The organism is Streptomyces lasalocidi, from assembly GCF_005280215.1.
GTDB lineage: Bacteria > Actinomycetota > Actinomycetes > Streptomycetales > Streptomycetaceae > Streptomyces > Streptomyces longwoodensis.
Window position 1 is genome coordinate 4,300,730 of sequence record NZ_SZNQ01000001.1, and the last position, 17,790, is coordinate 4,318,519.

The 17,790-nt window shown below is 74.2% G+C and carries 17 protein-coding genes; 6 read left to right on the forward strand and 11 right to left on the reverse strand.

What is annotated here, in order from left to right; genetic code table 11:
• Window positions 1–98: 98 nt before the first annotated feature.
• The 6 genes from E4U91_RS19360 to E4U91_RS19385 all read right to left on the reverse strand — a co-directional run bounded on the left by E4U91_RS19360 (window position 99) and on the right by E4U91_RS19385 (window position 5,202).
• Window positions 99–584 (reverse strand): DUF3180 domain-containing protein, encoded by a 486-nt coding sequence (locus E4U91_RS19360; RefSeq protein ID WP_137308027.1) that lies wholly within the window; start codon window positions 582–584, stop codon window positions 99–101.
• 61 nt (window positions 585–645) lie between these two features.
• On the reverse strand, window positions 646–1,257 hold the full coding sequence (folK, locus tag E4U91_RS19365; RefSeq protein WP_137308028.1) for a 2-amino-4-hydroxy-6-hydroxymethyldihydropteridine diphosphokinase: 612 nt from the start codon (window positions 1,255–1,257) through the stop codon (window positions 646–648).
• A complete protein-coding gene (gene folB, locus E4U91_RS19370) occupies window positions 1,254–1,613 on the reverse strand; it encodes a dihydroneopterin aldolase (protein WP_137308029.1) in 360 nt (119 codons plus the stop codon). The genes folK and folB overlap by 4 nt, the downstream gene beginning before the upstream one ends.
• Window positions 1,614–1,853: 240 nt before the next feature.
• The gene (locus E4U91_RS19375; protein WP_137308030.1) at window positions 1,854–2,357 is read right to left on the reverse strand and encodes a nuclear transport factor 2 family protein; all 504 of its coding nucleotides are present in this window, start codon (window positions 2,355–2,357) and stop codon (window positions 1,854–1,856) included.
• Window positions 2,354–3,250, reverse strand: coding sequence for a dihydropteroate synthase (gene folP, locus E4U91_RS19380; protein ID WP_137308031.1), 897 nt, complete (start codon window positions 3,248–3,250; stop codon window positions 2,354–2,356). Before folP ends, E4U91_RS19375 begins: the two co-directional genes overlap by 4 nt.
• Window positions 3,251–3,390: 140 nt before the next feature.
• Window positions 3,391–5,202, reverse strand: coding sequence for a phosphatidylglycerol lysyltransferase domain-containing protein (locus E4U91_RS19385; protein ID WP_137308032.1), 1,812 nt, complete (start codon window positions 5,200–5,202; stop codon window positions 3,391–3,393).
• Window positions 5,203–5,425: 223 nt separating this feature from the next.
• Here E4U91_RS19385 and E4U91_RS19390 point away from each other — a divergent pair, with 223 nt between their 5' ends.
• Together E4U91_RS19390 and E4U91_RS19395 are read left to right on the forward strand one after the other, a co-directional pair.
• Entirely contained in the window at window positions 5,426–6,541 is a 1,116-nt protein-coding gene (locus E4U91_RS19390; protein WP_137308033.1) for an alpha/beta hydrolase, read from the forward strand.
• A gap of 138 nt (window positions 6,542–6,679) precedes the next feature.
• The gene (locus tag E4U91_RS19395; RefSeq protein ID WP_137308034.1) at window positions 6,680–8,140 is read left to right on the forward strand and encodes a hypothetical protein; all 1,461 of its coding nucleotides are present in this window, start codon (window positions 6,680–6,682) and stop codon (window positions 8,138–8,140) included.
• Window positions 8,141–8,162: 22 nt separating this feature from the next.
• Here the strand turns inward: E4U91_RS19395 and E4U91_RS19400 are convergent, their stop codons facing one another.
• Both E4U91_RS19400 and E4U91_RS19405 read right to left on the reverse strand, forming a co-directional pair.
• A complete protein-coding gene (locus E4U91_RS19400) occupies window positions 8,163–9,500 on the reverse strand; it encodes a PH domain-containing protein (protein ID WP_137308035.1) in 1,338 nt (445 codons plus the stop codon).
• Window positions 9,497–10,009, reverse strand: coding sequence for a PH domain-containing protein (locus tag E4U91_RS19405; RefSeq protein ID WP_137308036.1), 513 nt, complete (start codon window positions 10,007–10,009; stop codon window positions 9,497–9,499). The genes E4U91_RS19400 and E4U91_RS19405 overlap by 4 nt, the downstream gene beginning before the upstream one ends.
• 31 nt (window positions 10,010–10,040) lie before the next feature.
• Here E4U91_RS19405 and E4U91_RS19410 point away from each other — a divergent pair, with 31 nt between their 5' ends.
• The gene (locus E4U91_RS19410; RefSeq protein WP_137308037.1) at window positions 10,041–11,192 is read left to right on the forward strand and encodes an NADH-quinone oxidoreductase subunit D; all 1,152 of its coding nucleotides are present in this window, start codon (window positions 10,041–10,043) and stop codon (window positions 11,190–11,192) included.
• A gap of 29 nt (window positions 11,193–11,221) precedes the next feature.
• Here E4U91_RS19410 and E4U91_RS19415 read toward each other — a convergent pair whose 3' ends face one another.
• Window positions 11,222–12,298 carry an SAM-dependent methyltransferase gene (locus E4U91_RS19415; RefSeq protein WP_174867938.1) on the reverse strand — a complete coding sequence of 359 codons (1,077 nt, stop codon included), beginning with the start codon at window positions 12,296–12,298 and terminating at the stop codon, window positions 11,222–11,224.
• Window positions 12,299–12,536: 238 nt separating this feature from the next.
• Here E4U91_RS19415 and E4U91_RS19420 point away from each other — a divergent pair, with 238 nt between their 5' ends.
• From E4U91_RS19420 to E4U91_RS19430, 3 genes are all read left to right on the forward strand, one after another.
• Window positions 12,537–13,739 carry a sensor histidine kinase gene (locus E4U91_RS19420; protein WP_137308039.1) on the forward strand — a complete coding sequence of 401 codons (1,203 nt, stop codon included), beginning with the start codon at window positions 12,537–12,539 and terminating at the stop codon, window positions 13,737–13,739.
• An 80-nt stretch (window positions 13,740–13,819) separates the two neighbouring features.
• Window positions 13,820–14,497, forward strand: a complete 678-nt coding sequence (locus E4U91_RS19425; RefSeq protein WP_137308040.1) for a response regulator — start codon at window positions 13,820–13,822, stop codon at window positions 14,495–14,497.
• Between the two features lie 84 nt (window positions 14,498–14,581).
• Window positions 14,582–15,214, forward strand: coding sequence for an AAA family ATPase (locus E4U91_RS19430; protein ID WP_137308041.1), 633 nt, complete (start codon window positions 14,582–14,584; stop codon window positions 15,212–15,214).
• A gap of 25 nt (window positions 15,215–15,239) precedes the next feature.
• Here the strand turns inward: E4U91_RS19430 and E4U91_RS19435 are convergent, their stop codons facing one another.
• Window positions 15,240–16,346, reverse strand: a complete 1,107-nt coding sequence (locus tag E4U91_RS19435) for a DUF5937 family protein (protein WP_137308042.1) — start codon at window positions 16,344–16,346, stop codon at window positions 15,240–15,242.
• A gap of 43 nt (window positions 16,347–16,389) precedes the next feature.
• A complete protein-coding gene (locus E4U91_RS19440) occupies window positions 16,390–17,610 on the reverse strand; it encodes a threonine aldolase family protein (protein ID WP_241678631.1) in 1,221 nt (406 codons plus the stop codon).
• Between the last annotated feature and the right edge of the window lie 180 nt (window positions 17,611–17,790).

Below are 17,790 nucleotides of genomic sequence, written 5' to 3' on the forward strand. Positions count from 1 at the left end.
ATGACCCGGACGTGAGCCGGTCGGCGCCCCCGCTCCACGCGGCGGGCGCCGACCGCTTTTCACACCGGCGCAGACCGGCTGAGACCGCTCGGACGGCTTCAGGCGGTCGACGTGGCGCCCTTGTCGTGGTCGTCGTCCTCGGGGAGCCTGCAGACGCGTTCCAGGAAGATCCCGGCCGCTATGACGCCGATGCCCGCGAGGACCGAGAAGCCGGCGTAGATGGCCTGATCGCGGCGGGCGGGGATGTCCAGGGACTCCAGCAGGACCACGCCCGTGCCGCCGTACATGCCGGCGACCAGGGCCGCGACCAGGGCGCTGGCCTGGCCGAAGACGACCGCGCGGGCCGCCATCAGCGGGTCGACGCCCTTGGCCTCGGGGCGGCGCTCGCGCTGGGCGCGCAGCCGGGCCCGCAGCGAGAGCGCCGTGGCGAGCAGGACCACCGCGATGAGGGCCAGCACGATGGGCGCGGCCAGGGGGACGCTGGGGAGGGTCCCGAGCGAGTTCCAGAGGCGGGCGCCCGCCCAGGACAGGACACCGGCCACGACGAAGACGCCGGCCAGCAACCTGATGCGCAGCTCTCTCACGGTGATCCTTCAGCTCCCCCGACCGGGCCCGGCGTACGTGTGGTGTCCTCGACCTTAACGACTACTCGGGCAGCCGGAGTTCCAGGTCGGCGCGGGGCGCGACGCCGTCGCGGGTGACGGTGCCGAGGAGGTCGGCCACCGGACCGCGGCCGGGCAGCCGGGCGCCGGGCTCCAGGTCGTGCCAGGGGGCGAGCACGAAGGCCCGTTCGTGGGCGCGCGGGTGAGGGAGCGTCAGGTGCGGGTCGTCGGAAACGACCTCGGCGTACGCCACGATGTCGACGTCCAGGGTGCGGGCGCCCCAGCGCTCCTCGCGGACCCGGTGGAAGGCCTCCTCGACGGCGTGGGCCCGCTCGAGGAGGGACGCCGGGGGCAGGGTGGTCTTCAGCAGCACCACGGCGTTGAAGTACGACGGCTGGCTGCCCGGCTCGACGCCCCAGGGCTCGGTCTCGTACACGGGGGAGACGGCCTTCACGCGGACGCCGGGGGTGTCCTCCAGGGCGTCGATGGCGCCCTGGAGGGTCTCCAGGCGGTTGCCCAGGTTGGAGCCGAGGGAGACCACGGCCCGCTGCGGGTTGTGCAGCGTGGTGTCGGCGGCGTCGACCTGCTCGACGACAGAGGCCGGCACCGGCTGGACGGTCGGGTCCGTCGGACCCTGCGTGAAGGACGCGGTCATGCTCGGCTCCGGATGATGGTGACGGTCACGTCGTCGAACGGGACGGTGATCGGTGCGTCCGGTTTGTGGACGCGGACCTCGACCTCCTGAACCTGCTCGTGCTTCAGGCACGTCTCGGCGATGCGCTCGGCGAGCGTCTCGATGAGGTTGACCGGCTCGCCCTCGACGACGGCCGCGACCTCCTCCGCCACGATGCCGTAGTGCACGGTCTTCGCCAGGTCGTCGTCGGCCGCGGCCGGCCGGGTGTCCAGTCCCAGCACGAGGTCCACGAGGAAGGTCTGGCCCTCCTCGCGCTCCTTGGGGAACACGCCGTGGTGCCCGCGGGCCTTCAGGCCGCGCAGCGCGACACGATCCACGCGAATCACTCCTGCAATCGTCGGGGACGGCCGGTCGCTGCCGCGTGCGGGCGGCACGCCGGCCTCGGACGAATCTACCTGCGGCCACCGACAGCGGCGGGCCGCGGGGGCGCCCGCGGGTGTCGGATCCGGCCGGTTCCCCCGGGCGTTCCCCCTGGGGAACCCCGGTGGCTCACCGGTCGGTGGCCGCACCTGCCGCCGGCGGGTGATTCCCACCACGCCCCGTGGACCGTCTACCCCTCAGGAGGGCGTCTCCTCGTCGTCGTCCTCGTCGTTTTCGGCCAGAACCGGCGAGGCGTGGTGCGACCACAGCTTCCAGCCGTCGGGCGTGCGGCGGAACACGTTCGTCGCGACGACCAGCTGCCCGACGAGCGGGCCCAGCTCCTCGCCGTCGTCCGGGGCGGGTCCGCCGCTGAGGATGTTCTCGGTGCAGGTCACCACGGCGGTGTCGCCGGTGACCGAGACGTGCACGTCGGTGAGGAAGAACTGGATGTAGTCGGTGTTCGCCATGATCAGCGCGTACGACCGCAGCACCTCGCCCCGGCCGGTGAGGACCGGCCAGCCCGGATGCACGCAGGAGACCACGCCGGTGTCGGCCGGGTCGTGGTACGTCTCGTCGACGCCCAGGTCGGCCGGGGTGAGCCAGAGCGAGGACACCTGTTCGAAGTCGCCGCGCTCCAGTGCCTCGTAGAAGGCGGCGTTGGCGGCCTCGACCCGCTCGACGTCCGTGTGCGGGGCGGTCACCGGGCGTCTCCTGCGTGCCGGGCGTCTCCTGCGTGCCGGGCGCCCTCCAGGGCGCGCGCGACCCGTACGGCGTCGGCCGTGGCGTGCACCTCGTGGACGCGGACGGCCCAGGCGCCGGCGTGCGCGGCGAGGGCGGAGACGGCCGCGGTGGCCGCGTCCCGCTCCCGCGCGGGCGGTGGCGCGCCCTCGGGGCCGGCGAGCACCCGGCCGAGGAACCGCTTGCGGGAGGCGGCCACCAGCAGCGGGTGGCCGAGGGCGCGCAGGCGGTCGAGGTGGGCGAGCAGGGTCAGGTCGTGCCCGGCCTCCTTGGAGAAGCCGAGGCCGGGGTCGACGACGATCCGGTCCGGGGCGATGCCCCCGGCGAGGACGGCCTCCACGCGCGCGTGGAGCTCGTCGACCACCTCGGAGACGACGTCGTCGTAGACGCCGCGGACGGCGCCGCCCTCCAGGAAGCCGCGCCAGTGCATGACGACGAAGGGGGCTCCGGCGTCGGCGACGACGGGGACCATCGCGGGGTCGGCGAGGCCGCCGCTGACGTCGTTGACGAGGGCGGCGCCGGCGGCGAGGGCCTGCTCGGCGACCGAGGCGCGCATGGTGTCGACGGACACGACGACGCCCTCGGAGGCCAGCCCGCGGACGACGGGGATGACGCGGCGCAGCTCCTCGGCCTCGTCCACGCGCGTGGCGCCGGGGCGGGTGGACTCGCCGCCGACGTCGACGAGGTCGGCGCCCTCGTCGACCAGGGTCAGGCCGTGCTTGACGGCGGCCGTGGTGTCGAACCAGCGGCCGCCGTCGGAGAAGGAGTCGGGCGTGACGTTGACGACGCCCATGACCGCGCACCGGTCCCACTCGGGAAGACCGGCGACCCGCCCGCGTCCGCTCTGCTTGCTCATACGTTCAGCCTAGGCCCAGGGCACGACACGCTGTGCGGCACGCACGCATGGTGCGGGGTGGGTGGTCCGGGCGGGGGCCTCAGGGCTGGAGGGGGGCGAGGCCTCCGCCCGGACCGGTCGGGGGGTGGTCCCCGTGGAGGTCACGCGGCGCGTGCGTCGGGCTCGGTGAGGGCGTGGGTGCACGGGCGCGGGGCGGGCCGGTGCCGGCGCAGGAAGCGCGGCAGCGGCAGGGCCAGCGTGACGAAGCCCTCCGCCTGCATGGCGGCGAAGCCGATGCGGGGCAGGTCGGCGGAGGCGCGGTAGACGACGAAGCGGGGCTCCCAGCGCGGCTGGAACTTGGCGTTGAACTTGTACAGCGACTCGATCTGGAACCAGCGCGAGAGGAAGACGAGCAGTCCCCGCCAGGCGCGCAGCACCGGGCCGGCGCCGATCTTCTCGCCGCGGGCCAGGGCCGAGCGGAACATGGCGAAGTTCAGCGACACGCGCGTGATGCCGAACCTGGGCGCGGCCTGGAGGGCGGCCACGATCAGCAGTTCGTTCATGCCCGGGTCGGCGGCGCGGTCGCGGCGCATCAGGTCCAGCGAGGCGCCGTCGGTGCCCCAGGGCACGAAGTGCAGGATCGCCTTCAGGTCGCCGTAGGGGCCGGGCTCCGGGTCGGACTTGTGGGCGGTGGCGATGAGGCAGTCGCCGTCGGCCAGGTCGCCGATGCGGCCCAGCGCCATGGAGAAACCGCGCTCGGTGTCGGTGCCGCGCCAGTCCTCGGCGGCCTGCCGGATGCGCTCCAGCTCCGCCTCGCCGAGGTCACGGACACGTCGTACCCGGGTTTCGTAACCGGCGCGCTCGATGCGCTTGACCATCTGGCGCACGTTGCGCATCGCGCGGCCGGCGAGCGAGAAATCCGCGACGTCCACCACCGCCTCGTCGCCCAGTTCGAGGGCGTCGAGACCGGTCTCACGGGTCCACACCTCGCCGCCCGTCTCCGAGCAGCCCATGACGGCGGGCGTCCAGGAGTGCGCCCGGGCCTCGTCCATGAACCGCTCAATGGCGCCCGGCCAGGCCTCGACGTCGCCGATGGGGTCGCCGCTGGCGAGCATCACGCCGGAGACGACGCGGTACGTCACGGCGGCCTTGCCGCTGGGGGAGAAGACGACGGCCTTGTCGCGGCGCAGCGCGAAGTGGCCGAGGGAGTCGCGCCGGCCGTGCTTGTCCAGCAGGGCCCGCAGGCGCGCCTCGTCCTCCTCGGTGAGCTGCGCGGCCGGGTGCTCGGGCCGGAAGGCGAGGTAGATGGTGGTGATGGCGGTGAGCAGGCCCAGCGCGCCCAGGGAGAAGGCGACCGTCCAGGAGGTGTCGCCCTGGTAGTCGACGGGGCCCTCGAAGCCGAACAGGCCGTACAGGACGTGCGTCAGGCGGTCGGCGAGGCTCGGGTCGCCGACCACGCGGTTCGGGTGGACGCTGACGATGACCAGCCCGAGGACGAGGGAACCGGCGCCCATGAGGACGAAGTTGGCGAGCGCGCGCCAGCGGCTGCGCGGGTCGGGCAGCGCCGCGAACTGGTCACGGTGGCGCAGCAGCGGCACCAGCAGCGCCGCGGAGAGCAGCGCGCCCAGCAGCGAGTGGCGGTAGGAGAACTGGGCGATGGCGCCCGCGGGCAGCAGCGCCACGGCCGCGCGCCACGCCCGCCGCTTGCCCCGCTTGAGCCCGTGCGCGAGCAGCAGCAGGAGCATTCCCGCGCTGAGCGAGAGCGCGGCGGCGAACGGTCCGAACGCCCCGGGCAGCACCTCGGCGAGGGTGTGCATGCGGCTGTGCCGGAACCGCGGGAAGACACCGGCGGCGACGTCCAGCAGGCCCACGAGCGCGCAGGCCCTGCCGACGAGCACGGGAACGGATTCGGGGCGCGGACCCCGGAGCATGCTCCGCACCCGGCTTGATCGGCGCGGAACCCCGCCCGACATTTCCCCATCTAGCCTGACAGACATCGCTTCCCACAGTGTTCGCGAGGGACCTGGATTCCGGAGCCGATCGGGCATCCGGCGACATTGCGCCCTCTAGGACGGTGTCTCGGGGAGAGAGGTTCACTCGTCTCCTCAAAGCCACTCCAAAGCCCACGGAAAGTCCGGGGCAAGCGTGCCCGACTTCGCGGGTGCACGGACGGAAAGCGCAGGTGCGGGAACCCCCATGGGTCTCACGAGCACAACGGTTCTGCTGGTGGCGGTGGTGTGCGCCGCCACGCTCTTCGTCGGTACGGTCTGGCTGTGGCCGCGGCTGGCGCGGCGCGGCTGGCGGGCCGTCGGCGGGCGGGTCGGACTGCTGCTGGGCACCCAGCTGATGCTGTTCGCCTCCGTCGGCCTGGCCGCGAACCAGGCCTTCGGCTTCTACGCGAGCTGGGCCGACCTGTTCGGCCGGGAGACCGACCAGGGCGTGGTGGTCGACCACACCGGCGGCTCGGGCGGTCCGCTGGAGGTGCTGGGCACCCGCCGGGTCGACGGGCCGGGCGGTGGCCGGCCGCAACAGGGCGGGCAGATCCAGAAGGTGGCGCTGACCGGCCGTACGTCGCACATCGCCACGCCCGCGTACGTGTACCTGCCGCCGGAGTACTTCCAGCCGCAGTACCGCACGCGCGTGTTCCCCGCCGCGGTCGTCCTGACGGGGTACCCGGGCACGGCGGAGGCGCTGTTCGAGAAGCTGCACTACCCGCGCACCGCGCGGGACCTCGCCAAGGACGGCCGGACGCAGCCGATGATCCTGGTGATGATGCGGCCGACGGTGGCGCCGCCGCGCGACACCGAGTGCGTGGACGTCCCGGGCGGGCCGCAGACGGAGACCTTCTTCGCCAAGGACCTGCCCGAGGCGATGCGCGCGCACTACCGGGTGGGCCGCACGCCGGCCGGCTGGGGCGTCATCGGCGACTCCACGGGCGGCTACTGCGCGCTGAAGCTGGCCCTGCACCACCCGGGCACCTACGCGGCGGGCGTCGGCCTGTCGGCGTACTACAAGGCGCCCCTCGACCCGACCACGGGCGACCTCTTCCGCGGCGACGTGAAGCTGCGCAACGAGGCGGACCTGCGCTGGTTCGTGACGCACCGGCCCGCCGCGGACACCTCGTTGCTCGTCACGACCAGCAAGGTCGGGGAATCCAACTACAAGGCGACGCTGAAGTTCATCGACGAGGTCAAGGCCACCGGGAAGACCCGGATCTCGTCGATCGTCTTGGACAGCGGCGGGCACAACTTCAACACCTGGCGGCGGGAGATCCCGGCGGCCCTGCAGTGGCTCAGCGGGCGGCTCGGTTGAAACGATCTTGATTCTCGCCGAATTCGGCACGCCATCGACGGGGGGAATGATTTCTGATGCCTCGTGAAGGCCACGGAACGGCAGTGTTTTTACGGGGCGGGGCGCCAACATTCGCCTACGCGCGGTAAGTTTCTGGCCATGCCACGTGGACGTCACCGCCATTCCCCACCTCTGCACAGGCTGTTGCCCCCCTCGGCGATCGCCGGCGTCTCCCTCGTCTGCGCGCTGGGCCCCTGGGTGTTCACCGAGGCCGTGGTGCTGCGCGGGCTGGCCGCCGCTGCCGCCGCCACGGCGATCATCGGCGCGTTCGTCATGCGCCGCTGGGACATCCAGGCGGGCAAGCAGGTCGCCGACCTCACGCGCGCGCGGGTGAGCGACGAGTGGCGGTTCGAGGAACGGGTCGCGGAACTGGAGTCCGACCTCGAGGAGTCGCGCGAGCTGCGCAAGAAGCTGGAGCAGCGGCTGCGGGCCAAGCGCTCCGAACTGGCGGGGCTGCGCAACGAACACGCGGCCCTGCTGCGGCGGTACGCCACGGCGGAGACCGAGCGGGCGAGCGCCCTGGAGGGCCGCCGCCTGCTGGAGATCGAGACCACCGTCCCCGCGGCGCGCGAACTCACCGCCGGGCCGGGCAAGTCCGCGGCGGCGCAGAGCGAGAGCGAGCGGGCGGACTCCACCGACGCCGCGCAGGACGAGCCGGTCGAGGCGGACACCACGGCGGCCGAGGCGGCGGACGACGTCGACGGCACCGCGGAGGCCCCTGAGACACCCGAGACTCCCGAGGCGCCGGGGGCGTTCTCCCCGGCGGGTTCCCAGCTGTTCCTGCGGGCCGGCGCGGCGCTGAGCCGCCTGGACGCCGAGAGCGACGACAGCGACGAGAACGCAGAGAACGCAGAGAACGCAGACAACGGCACGAGCGGGGAGCCCGCCGACAAGGCCGGCGAGGTCGGCAACGGCGGCGACTCGGCGTCCGCGCCCGTCCAGGAGGACGACCCGCAGGGGAAGCCCGAGGCGGCCGACGAGCACGCGCGCGCGGCCGCCACGGACACCCCCGACGCCCCCGACGTCACGGACACCGACGACGCGACCGCGGACGTGGACGTGGACGCGCCGGGCGGGGCCGTCGCGGACGGCGGGAACGGCGAGGACGGCGGGGACGACGACCCCTCCGCCCAGCCGGTCGCCCGCGAGACCGACGACGAGCCCGCGGCCGCGCGCCCCGCGGGGACCCCGGCGCCCTCCGCCGCGGTCGTGCCCCGTCCCGCGGCCCCCGCGCAGCGGCCCGCCGGTCACTTCACCGTGCCGACCGCCGTGGCCGTCGTACCGGCGTCGCAGCCGGTGCGGCGTCCCGGGTCCGAGGGCGGGTTCGACTTCTTCGGCACGCACAAGTCGTCGGCGTCCGCCGCGATGGAGGCCGTGCAGAACGAGGACCTCGCCGACGTCGTCGGACAGGAGGCGCTCGCGCTGCACAAGGCGGAGGCCGAGGCCGAGTTCAAGCCGGCCGACGAGGACACACGCGGGGTCGGTCAGGTGATCGACCTGACGGCCCACGACGAGACCGAGCAGATCGACCTGCAGGGACTGCGCAGCGCCGCGTCCTGAGCGCCGGGCCCCCGAGGGGGCCTCAGGAGGCCATCCAGCGGTCGGGCCGGGCGTCCCTGCGCCCGGTCCGGGACCGTTCCGCCTGACCGCGCAGCAGGTCCGCGGCCTCCTGCGCGTCCCGCAGCCGGGCCGTGACGGTCTTGCCGGCCCCGGTGTCCACGTGCACCGCCGCGAGCCGCCACAGCCGCTGCCAGGGCCCTTGGGTGAGCCGTACGCTCTGGACCTTCGCGTGCGGCACGAGGGCCAGGTCCCGCCGCAGCAGCCCGTGCCGGGCCGCGAACACCGCGTCCGTGACCGCGATCCCGTACCCGCGCCACCACAGCGGCAGGCACCGCCCGGCCCGCCGCGGCGGGCGGGACAGCGCGGCGTCCGCCGGCACGGCCACCCCGGGCAGCACGCGCGCGACGACGGCCTCGGCCGCCGCGCGCGGGGCGACGGGCACCAGCACGGAGTTGTCGGAGCCGGCCACGTCCAGCTCGACGCGCACCCAGTCGCGCCGCCGCCACAGCACCGGCTGCACGATCCGCACCGTCTGCACCCGGCCCGGGGGCACCGTCTCGTGGCTCCGGTCCAGCAGCCCGTGGTCCAGGCGCAGCCCGTCCGGCGAGTCGCCGACCGTCCAGTCGTACTCGGCGACGAACCGGCCCGCGCTGCGCGCACCGGCCGCGCCCAGCAGCGGCAGGCCCGTGGCGAGCACCGTCCACACGCTGTGGGTGACCAGCCACAGCACCGGCGGGACGACCAGCGCGGCGGCGAGCGCGCCCCAGGTGGCGCCCCTGAGCGCCAGCGACACCGCGAGCGCGCGCGGCGGCACGCGCAGCAGCTCGTGCGCCGGTGCCTCCCCGACCTCCCGCGCCGTGCCGGGCGCGAACCCGGCCGCCCGCGCGAGGAGTTCGGCGCGCAGGACGCGCGCCTCGTCCTGGCCGAGGAACGCCAGTTCGTCCTTCCTGTCGGCGCCCACGACATCCAGCCGCAGCTTGGCGACGCCCGCCACGCGCGCGAGGAGCGGCTGGGTGACGTCGACCGCCTGGATGCGCTCCAGCCGGATGTGCGCGGTGCGCCGGAACACCAGGCCGGTGCGGATGCGCAGTTCGCTGTCCGTCACCGAGAAGTACGTGAACCACCAGCTGAGGAAGCCGTACAGGGAGGCTGCCAGGACGATGACCGCGAGCGCGAGCAGCAGCGTCGTCGTGGTCAGGCGGGTCAGCTGCTGCTGCGCCTGGTTCGGGTCGTGAGCCGCCCAGCCGACGAGCAGCGTCACCGGCGCCCACGCCCGCCGGAACGGCGTCACCGGGTGCAGCCGCCGCTCGCCCACCGGTTCCCGCGCGCGTACGGCGTCGTCGACGCCCTGCGCGGTCACAGGCCCGCCGATCGGGCCTCGCCCAGTTCGGTCAGCCGGTCGCGCAGCCGCTCCGCCTCGGCCGGGTGCAGGCCCGGGATGGCCGCGTCGGTCGCCGCGGCCGCCGTGTGCAGCTGCACGCTGGCCAGCCCGAAGTGCCGTTCGACCGGCCCGGAGGTGACCTCCACCAACTGCATGCGCCCGTACGGCACCACGGTCTCCTCGCGCCAGAGCACGCCACGGCTGATCAGCAGGTCGTCCGCGCGCTCGGCGTACCGCCAGGAGCGCCAGTTGCGCCCGAGCAGCACCCAGCCCCAGGCCAGCGCGGCCAGCGGCAGCAGCGCGAACGCCGCCCACGCGGGGCCGACGAGCAGGCCCGGTGCCAGCCCCGCGGTGAGGGCGGCCGGCACCAGCCACACCGCCAGCAGCAGTCGGCGCATCCGCAGCAGTCCCGGCGGCAGACCGGTCCACGCCGGCCCGTCCCCCGCTCCGTCCTCGGTGTCCGCGCCCCGTGGGCTCCCCGTCTCCATGCGGCCAGCGTACGTAGGGGAGACTGGGTCCATGACTCCTACGACGGAGACCACGGTCGGGATCGGCGGTGCCGCGGAGAGCACCGACATGGTGCTCAACATCGGACCCCAGCACCCGTCCACGCACGGGGTGCTGCGGCTGCGGCTGCTGCTGGACGGCGAGCGCATCACGCGCGCGGAACCGGTGATCGGCTACATGCACCGCGGCGCGGAGAAGCTGTTCGAGGCGCGCGACTACCGTCAGATCATCATGCTGGCCAACCGCCACGACTGGCTGTCGGCGTTCTCCAACGAGCTGGGCGTGGTCCTCGCCGTGGAGCGCATGCTCGGCATGGAGGTGCCCGAGCGGGCGGTGTGGACGCGCACGCTGCTCGCCGAGCTGAACCGGGTGCTCAACCACCTGATGTTCCTCGGGTCGTACCCGCTGGAACTCGGCGGCATCACGCCGATGTTCCACGCGTTCCGCGAGCGCGAAGTGCTGCAGAACGTCATGGAGGAGGTCTCCGGCGGCCGCATCCACTACATGTTCAACCGCGTCGGCGGCCTCAAGGAGGACCTGCCCGCCGGCTGGACGACGCGCGCACGGGCCGCCGTCGCCGAGGTCCGCTCCCGCATGGACGTCTACGACGACCTGGTGCTCGGCAACGAGATCTTCCGCGGGCGCACCCGGGGCGTGGGCGCGCTCGCGCCGGAGGCCGTCCACGCGTACGGCGTGAGCGGGCCCCTCGCGCGTGCCTCGGGCGTCGACTTCGACCTGCGCCGCGACGAGCCGTACCTCGCCTACGGGGAGCTCCAGGACACCCTGCGGGTGGTCACCCGGAGCGAGGGCGACTGCCTGGCCCGGTTCGAGGTGCTGCTGGCGCAGACGCACAACGCCCTCGACCTCGCGGACGCCTGTCTGGACCGGCTCGCGCAGCTGCCGCCGGGGCCGATCAACCAGCGGCTCCCGAAGGTCCTGAAGGCGCCCGAGGGGCACACGTACGCGTGGACCGAGAACCCCCTCGGAATCAACGGCTACTACCTGGTCAGCAAGGGCGACAAGACGCCGTACCGGCTCAAGCTGCGCTCGGCGTCGTACAACAACATCCAGGTGCTCACCGAGCTGCTGCCGGGGACGCTGGTGGCCGACATGGTGGCGATCCTGGGGTCGATGTTCTTCGTGGTGGGGGACATCGACAAGTAGGGCAGAGCTGCCCTTGCGGCGACGGGCGGTCACTCACCGAGTGGGTCCGGGATGCCCACCGGGTGCAGCAGCCAGCCGAAGTCGCCCAGTCCGCCGGGGGCCGTGAGCTCGGCGGCCTCGCCGGCGCCCGCGAGGGCGCGGACGTAGCCCGCGGGGTCCGTGGAGGCGAGCGCGAGCGGAGGGCGCGTGCCGGTGACGCCGAGGGCGCGCAGGGCGGCGCGCTGGGTGAGGAGCAGCGGGGCGGACGCACGAGCGTCCGCTGCCGCAGCGGCCGAGGGTGACGTCGCCCCCCGGGCCGCCTCCGCGCACGCGTCCAGGGCCACGTGGGCCGTGATGTCGCAGGAGCCGTCGGGTACCGGGGGCGTCTCGCGGCCCGCGCGGAAGCCGGTGAGGGTCCCGAACGGGGGGCGCGCGGCGCGCGTGTGGGCGTAGTCCACGGCCACCGCGAGCCCCCGCCGCACGGCGGCCACGGCCGAGGCCCACGCGGCGTCCCGGGGCAGGCCGATCTCCGCGCGCGTGCCTTCCTCGGCGGGCAGCGGCCACCAGCGGTCGAGCCACCGCGCCTGCGCCCCGGCCACGGGCTCCCCGAGCCGTTCGGTGCCGTCGTCACGGACCACGACCAGCCGGGGCACGCCGGTGGCGTCCACCTCGGCGACGTCGACGGGCACGTTGTCCAGCCATTCGTTGGCGAACAGCAGCCCGGTGACGTCCTCCGGCAGGTCCGCGCGCCACTCCACCCGGGGATCCAGTCCGGCCGGGCGGTCGGCCAGCTCGACGGCGTACGCGCGCGTGCGGGCGGCCACCTCGGCGGGCAGCGCGGCGAGCACGCCGGTGACCAGCTCGCCCCGGCCCGCGCCCACGTCGACGAAGTCCAGCGTGTCGGGCCGGCCCAGCGCCTCGTCGACCCGGCACAGCAGCCGGGCCACGGCGCCCGCGAACAGGGGCGAGGCGTGCACCGACGTACGGAAGTGGCCCGCGGGACCCTCGGGCCGCCGGTAGAAGCCCTGGGGGCCGTACAGGGCGCCCTGTGCGGCCACGCGCCAGCCGCGCCAGGTGCCGCCGCCGCTCCGGTTCCGGCCGCCGCTCGGGTCGTGGCCGTCGTGCACCGCGCTGTGGCCGTCCGCGCCGTGATCGTCGTCGTCCCCGCCGTGGCTCCTCACGCGCGTGCCCTCCCGTCCCGTGCCGTCCGCCCGGCCGCCGCTCCCGCCCGGCGTCTGCGGGCCCGCACGGCCAGCCTAGGGGTACCGGTGATCACCGCCTCCACCTTGGGGAGTACGCGCGTCGGGTGCGGATCGGTCCTCCGGTTGACCCCTGCACGCATCTCACTTCCCTACGCTGGGTTACGTGCAGCGCCTCTATGACTTCCTCCGCAGACACCCGACCGGGGTCGACGGCTTCTGGGCCCTCGTCCTGTTCGGGCTCTCCGTGGTGACCGCGGGAGCCGGCCAGGAGGTCCGGGGCACCGACAACCTGGCGCTGATCGTCCCGGTCGTGCTGCTGCTCAGCCTGGTCGTGGCGCTGCGCCGGCGGATGCCGGAGAAGATGCTGGTGCTGGCCGGCGCGCTGGGCCTGGCGCAGCTGGTGCTGGACGTGGGGACCACGGTCGCCGACTTCGCGCTGCTGGTGATCGTCTACACGGTGGCCGCCACGGGCGCCCGCTGGGCGTCCCGGCTCGCGCTCGGCATGGGCCTGTCGGCGGCGGCCCTGGCGCAGCTGCGCTGGCCGAGCGACCAGACCGGCGTCCCGGGCAACATCGCGATCGTGGTCTTCCAGACGGTGCCGTTCGCGCTCGCCTGGGTGCTCGGCGACTCGGTGCGCACCCGGCGCGCGTACTTCGCCCAGCTCGAGGAGCGCGCGGCGCGCCTGGAGAAGGAGCGCGAGGCGCAGGCGAAGGTCGCGGTCGCCGCGGAACGCGCGCGGATCGCGCGTGAGCTGCACGACGTGGTCGCGCACAACGTGTCGGTGATGGTGGTCCAGGCCGACGGCGCCGCCTACGTCCTGGATGCGGCGCCCGACCAGGCCAAGAAGGCCCTGGAGACGATCTCGTCCACCGGCCGCCAGGCCCTCGCCGAGATGCGCCGCCTGCTGGGCGTGCTGCGCACCGGCGAGCACCAGGAGGGCGGCGAGTACGTCCCGCAGCCCGACGTGGAGCAGATAGAGGACCTGGTCGAGCAGTGCCGCGGCTCCGGCCTGCCCGTCGACTTCAAGGTCGAGGGCACCCCGCGCCCGCTGCCCAGCGGTGTCGAGCTGACCGCGTACCGCATCGTGCAGGAGGCGCTCACCAATACCCGCAAGCACGGCGGGCCCAACGCGGGCGCGAGCGTGCGGCTGGTCTACTTCGACGACGGGCTCGGCCTGCTCGTCGAGGACGACGGCAAGGGCGCTCCGCACGAGATGTACGAGGAGGGCGGCGCGGACGGCCAGGGCCACGGGCTGATCGGCATGCGGGAGCGGGTGGGCATGGTCGGCGGCACCCTGGACGCGGGGCCCCGCCCCGGTGGAGGCTTCCGCATCAGCGCCCTGCTGCCGCTCAAACCGGCGCATTGACACCGACGCACGCCCCCTGGTGACACCTGTCACGCCCCGCACGACCCACTCGCTCACCCCCTTTGGACGGAAGAGGACCGATGACGATCCGCGTGATGCTCGTCGACGACCAGGTGCTGCTGCGCACCGGGTTCCGGATGGTGCTCGCCGCCCAGCCGGACATGGAGGTCGTCGCGGAGGCGGGCGACGGCGTGGAGGCCCTCCAGGTGCTGCGCGCCAGCGCGGTGGACGTCGTGCTGATGGACGTGCGCATGCCGAAGCTGGACGGCGTGGAGACCACCCGGCGCATCTGCGCGGAGGCCGAGCCGCCGAAGGTTTTGATCCTGACCACGTTCGACCTCGACGAGTACGCCTTCTCCGCGCTGAAGGCCGGAGCCTCCGGGTTCATGCTCAAGGACGTGCCGCCCGGCGAGCTGCTGGCCGCCATCCGCTCGGTGCACAGCGGGGACGCGGTGGTCGCGCCCTCGACCACCCGCAGGCTGCTCGACCGGTTCGCGCCGATGCTGCCGAGCACCGGCAGGGAACCCCGGCACAAGGAGCTGGAACGCCTCACCGAGCGCGAACGCGAGGTCATGATCCTGGTCGCCCAGGGCCTGTCCAACGGCGAGATCGCGGCCCGGCTGGTCCTCTCCGAGGCGACCGTGAAGACCCACGTCGGCCGCATCCTGACCAAGCTGGGCCTGCGCGACCGCGTCCAGGTGGTGGTCCTGGCCTACGAGACGGGCCTGGTCCGCGCGGGCGGCGGCGGCCACGGCTGAGCGGGGCGGCCGGGCCGTGGGCGCGGCGTGTCGAATGCAGGTGGACGCCGACCGGGCGTGACCGGTGTCCCCTAGGGTCGGCGCATGCTTCTGTGGATCAACGGTCCCTTCGGGGGCGGCAAGACACAGACCGCCCACGAGATACGGCGCCGGCTGCCCGGCAGCGTGATCTGCGACCCGGAGCACCCCGGGTTCGGGCTGCGCCGGATGCTCCCGCCCGAGTTGCGCGGAGACTTCCGGGACCTGGTGGCCTGGCGGCAGGGCGTCGTCGAGGTCCTCGACCTGACGCTGCGCCGGCACGACGGTGTGGTGATCGCACCCATGACGGTCACCGATCCCCGCTGCTTCGACGAGACCGTCGGCAGGCTCCGCGAGCTCGGCCACGACGTGCGGCACTTCACCCTGCTCGCCGAGCGGGAGACGGTGCTGCGGCGGCTGCGCGAGCGCGACCTCGGGCACCTGCTCCGGGTCGCCACGGGCAAGGGTGCGGGACCACGCCGGGAGAGCTGGGCGGTCGCACAGCTGGACCACTGCTTGGAGCGGCTGCGCGAGCCCGAGTTCGCCGAGCACTTGTGGACGGACCGCTCGACCGTGCCCAGGACCGCGGACCGGATCGCCGTGCTCGCCGGACTGACCCTCGCGCCGAACACCGAGGGAGCACTGCGCACGCGCCTGCGCCAGGCCGGGGTGGGCCTGCGGCACATCCGGCTCGACTGACCGGAAGTGCGTGCCCGGTGGCCGCTCAGCGCAGGATGCCCTCCAGGAAGTCCGTGCCGAGTCGGGACACCACCGTCACGTCCAGCTGGTGCAGGACGTACCGGCCGCGGCGGCGCGTGGTGAGCAGGCCCGCCTTCTTCAGGACGCCGAGGTGCCGGGATATCTCAGGCGCGGTCATGCCGTGCGCCTGCGCCAGCTCGCTCGTGGTGTAGGCGCTGCGGGCCAGGTGGCGGCACAGGCGCATGCGGACCGGGTGGGCCAGGGCGGTCATCCGCAGGGCCAACTGCTCCACCGGGGTCGGCGCGGCCGGTTCGGGGGAGCCGACCGGGTAGTGCAGCACCGGCTGCCAGGCGTGCCGGTGCAGGACGCTCAGGTGCGGCCAGCCGAGGCTGGTCGGGACGAGCAGCAGGCCGCCGTCCCCAGTGGCCGAGTGGCCGGTGCCCAGCTTGTCGACGGTGATCCGCGCGGTCGCCTCGTCGAGCGAGAGCGCGGGCGACGTCGCGGTGAGCGCCTCGCCCAGGCCCCTGCGGCGCAGCAGCTCGGTCTTGTGCCGGGCGTCCGCCGCGAGCGGGTGGCGCAGCCGGGACCACACCTCGCCGAAGAACGCCTCGTCGCAGTCCTGGAGGAACTGCCGCAGCCAGGCCCGGGTCCGCGGCGGGTCGTCCAGCAGCCGCTCGCTGAACCGCAGCTGCCGGGGTCCGCGCGCCGCGGCCAGCTCCAGCGCCCGCCGCCGCAGGCTCGCGTCGGTCAGCACATCGGGCCCGTGCGAGCAGTACGGCAGGGCGCAGGTGAACTCCAGGGCGGCGTCCACGAACTGCTCGTCCGTCAGCTTGTCCAGCAGGTCCAGGTCCTCGGCGAGCGTGGCACCGGGGAGCGTGCTGCGGCCGGGCAGCCCGGCGAACGGCATGAACAGGTCCGAGAACGTCGTCCGCCACAGGAAGTCCGCCTCGCACATGCGGTCGGCCAGGTGCGGGTCGAGCCCCGCGCTCACCCCGGTGACCCAGCCGCGCAGCGCGGGGTGGTGCCCCGGCTCGGACAGCGCGTGCAGCGCCATGCCGAGCTCGGCCAGGGGAGAGGGCACCACGGCCACCCTCTCCGGCCGCAGCCCCGCGACGTCGATGCTCACGCTCATGGGCCCATGGTGCACCCCACCACTGACAACACCGTCGCCCGGCCTACCCGTGCGCCCGGCCGGCCTCCTCGCGCAGCCGGACCACGAAGTCGGCGACCGCCGTCCGTACGTCCTCGGCGCTCCACTCCATGCCGGGGGCGCGGACGTCGACCTCCGTCTGGGCCAGTCCCGGCACCGGCCCGTTCCAGGCGCGGCCGAACAGCAAGGTCCCGGTCCCCTCCGCCGTGCGGATCGCGGCCTCGGCGACCACGTCGGCGTCGTACGGCAGCCACACCTGGAACTCGTTCGTGTGCGGCACCTCCGGGTGCACCCGCGACCACGGCAGGCCGGCCTCCGCCAGGGCCTCGTGCAGCGCGGCGGCCACCACGCGCGCGTGGCGCACGTACTCGGGCAGGCGCGGCAGTTCCCGCTCCAGCCCGAGGAGCGCCGACAGGGCGGTGGGGAACTGCTGGAAGACCTGGCCGCCGTAGCGGTGGCGCCAGGTCTTCGCCTCCTCGACCAGCGCGACCGGCCCGGCGAGCGCGGCGCCGCCGAAGCCGTCCAGGGACTTGTAGAACGACACGTAGACGCTGTCCGCGAGCCCCGCGATCTCGTCGAGCGGGCGGCCGAAGTGGACGGTGGACTCCCACAGGCGCGCCCCGTCGAAGTGCACCACCGCGTCGCGCTCGCGCGCCGCCTCGACCAGTTCGTTCAGCTCGTCCCAGGTCGGCAGCAGGTACCCGGCGTCCCGCAGGGGGAGTTCGAGCATCAGCGCCCCGAAGCGCTCGGCACAGCCCCGCACCTCCTGGGCCGTGGGCTGGCGGGGTTCCCCGGTCAGCAGGACCGGGCGCAGACCGCTGACCTGGCTGAACGCGTCGCGCTCGTGCACCTCCGGGTGGGCCAGCGCGTGCAGCGCCACCGCCGGGTCGCCGGTGCGTCCGGCCCAGCAGCGCAGGGCCACCTGCTGGGCCATGGTGCCGGTCGGGAAGAACGCCGCGGCCTCCATGCCGAGCAGCCCGGCGACCTTCTGCTCCAGGGCCTCGACGACGCCGTTGCCGTAGACGTCGACGGACTCGTCCAGGTCGTACACCTCGCCGGCGGCGTCCAGCAGGGCCAGCCGTCCGCGGATCGTGCTCTGCAGCCCGGAGCGCGCGAGGACCCGGCGCGCGCTGCGGGCCACGCCCCTGCGCCGCTCCCACCGCCGGGTGCGCCGCTCCTCCTCCGACAGCTGCTCGTCGGGCCCCTCGTCGGGCACGCGCGTGGTCCGCTCCGTCGTATCGCTCATGTCGGGGATCATGTCGCGCGCGGGGCGACCGCGGCACCGCATTTCGGCCCGCGCGCCCACACCGGGACGGCGTGGGGTTACCCACAGCCTGTGGACGAACGGACGCCGCCGGGACAGATCGCGTTAACATGACGAGAAATCGTCCGGTACCCCGAGCGGACTGGAACGGGAAGGCCTCCG

Coding starts and splice junctions, on each gene's coding strand:
- folK (WP_137308028.1), bottom strand. CDS start 1,257: ATGACCGCGTCCTTCACGCAGGGTCCGACGGACCCGACCGTCCAGCCG.
- folP (WP_137308031.1), bottom strand. CDS start 3,250: ATGAGCAAGCAGAGCGGACGCGGGCGGGTCGCCGGTCTTCCCGAGTGG.
- E4U91_RS19385 (WP_137308032.1), bottom strand. CDS start 5,202: ATGTCGGGCGGGGTTCCGCGCCGATCAAGCCGGGTGCGGAGCATGCTC.
- E4U91_RS19390 (WP_137308033.1), top strand. CDS start 5,426: ATGGGTCTCACGAGCACAACGGTTCTGCTGGTGGCGGTGGTGTGCGCC.
- E4U91_RS19395 (WP_137308034.1), top strand. CDS start 6,680: ATGCCACGTGGACGTCACCGCCATTCCCCACCTCTGCACAGGCTGTTG.
- E4U91_RS19405 (WP_137308036.1), bottom strand. CDS start 10,009: ATGGAGACGGGGAGCCCACGGGGCGCGGACACCGAGGACGGAGCGGGG.
- E4U91_RS19410 (WP_137308037.1), top strand. CDS start 10,041: ATGACTCCTACGACGGAGACCACGGTCGGGATCGGCGGTGCCGCGGAG.
- E4U91_RS19425 (WP_137308040.1), top strand. CDS start 13,820: ATGACGATCCGCGTGATGCTCGTCGACGACCAGGTGCTGCTGCGCACC.
- E4U91_RS19430 (WP_137308041.1), top strand. CDS start 14,582: ATGCTTCTGTGGATCAACGGTCCCTTCGGGGGCGGCAAGACACAGACC.
- E4U91_RS19435 (WP_137308042.1), bottom strand. CDS start 16,346: ATGAGCGTGAGCATCGACGTCGCGGGGCTGCGGCCGGAGAGGGTGGCC.
- E4U91_RS19440 (WP_241678631.1), bottom strand. CDS start 17,610: ATGAGCGATACGACGGAGCGGACCACGCGCGTGCCCGACGAGGGGCCC.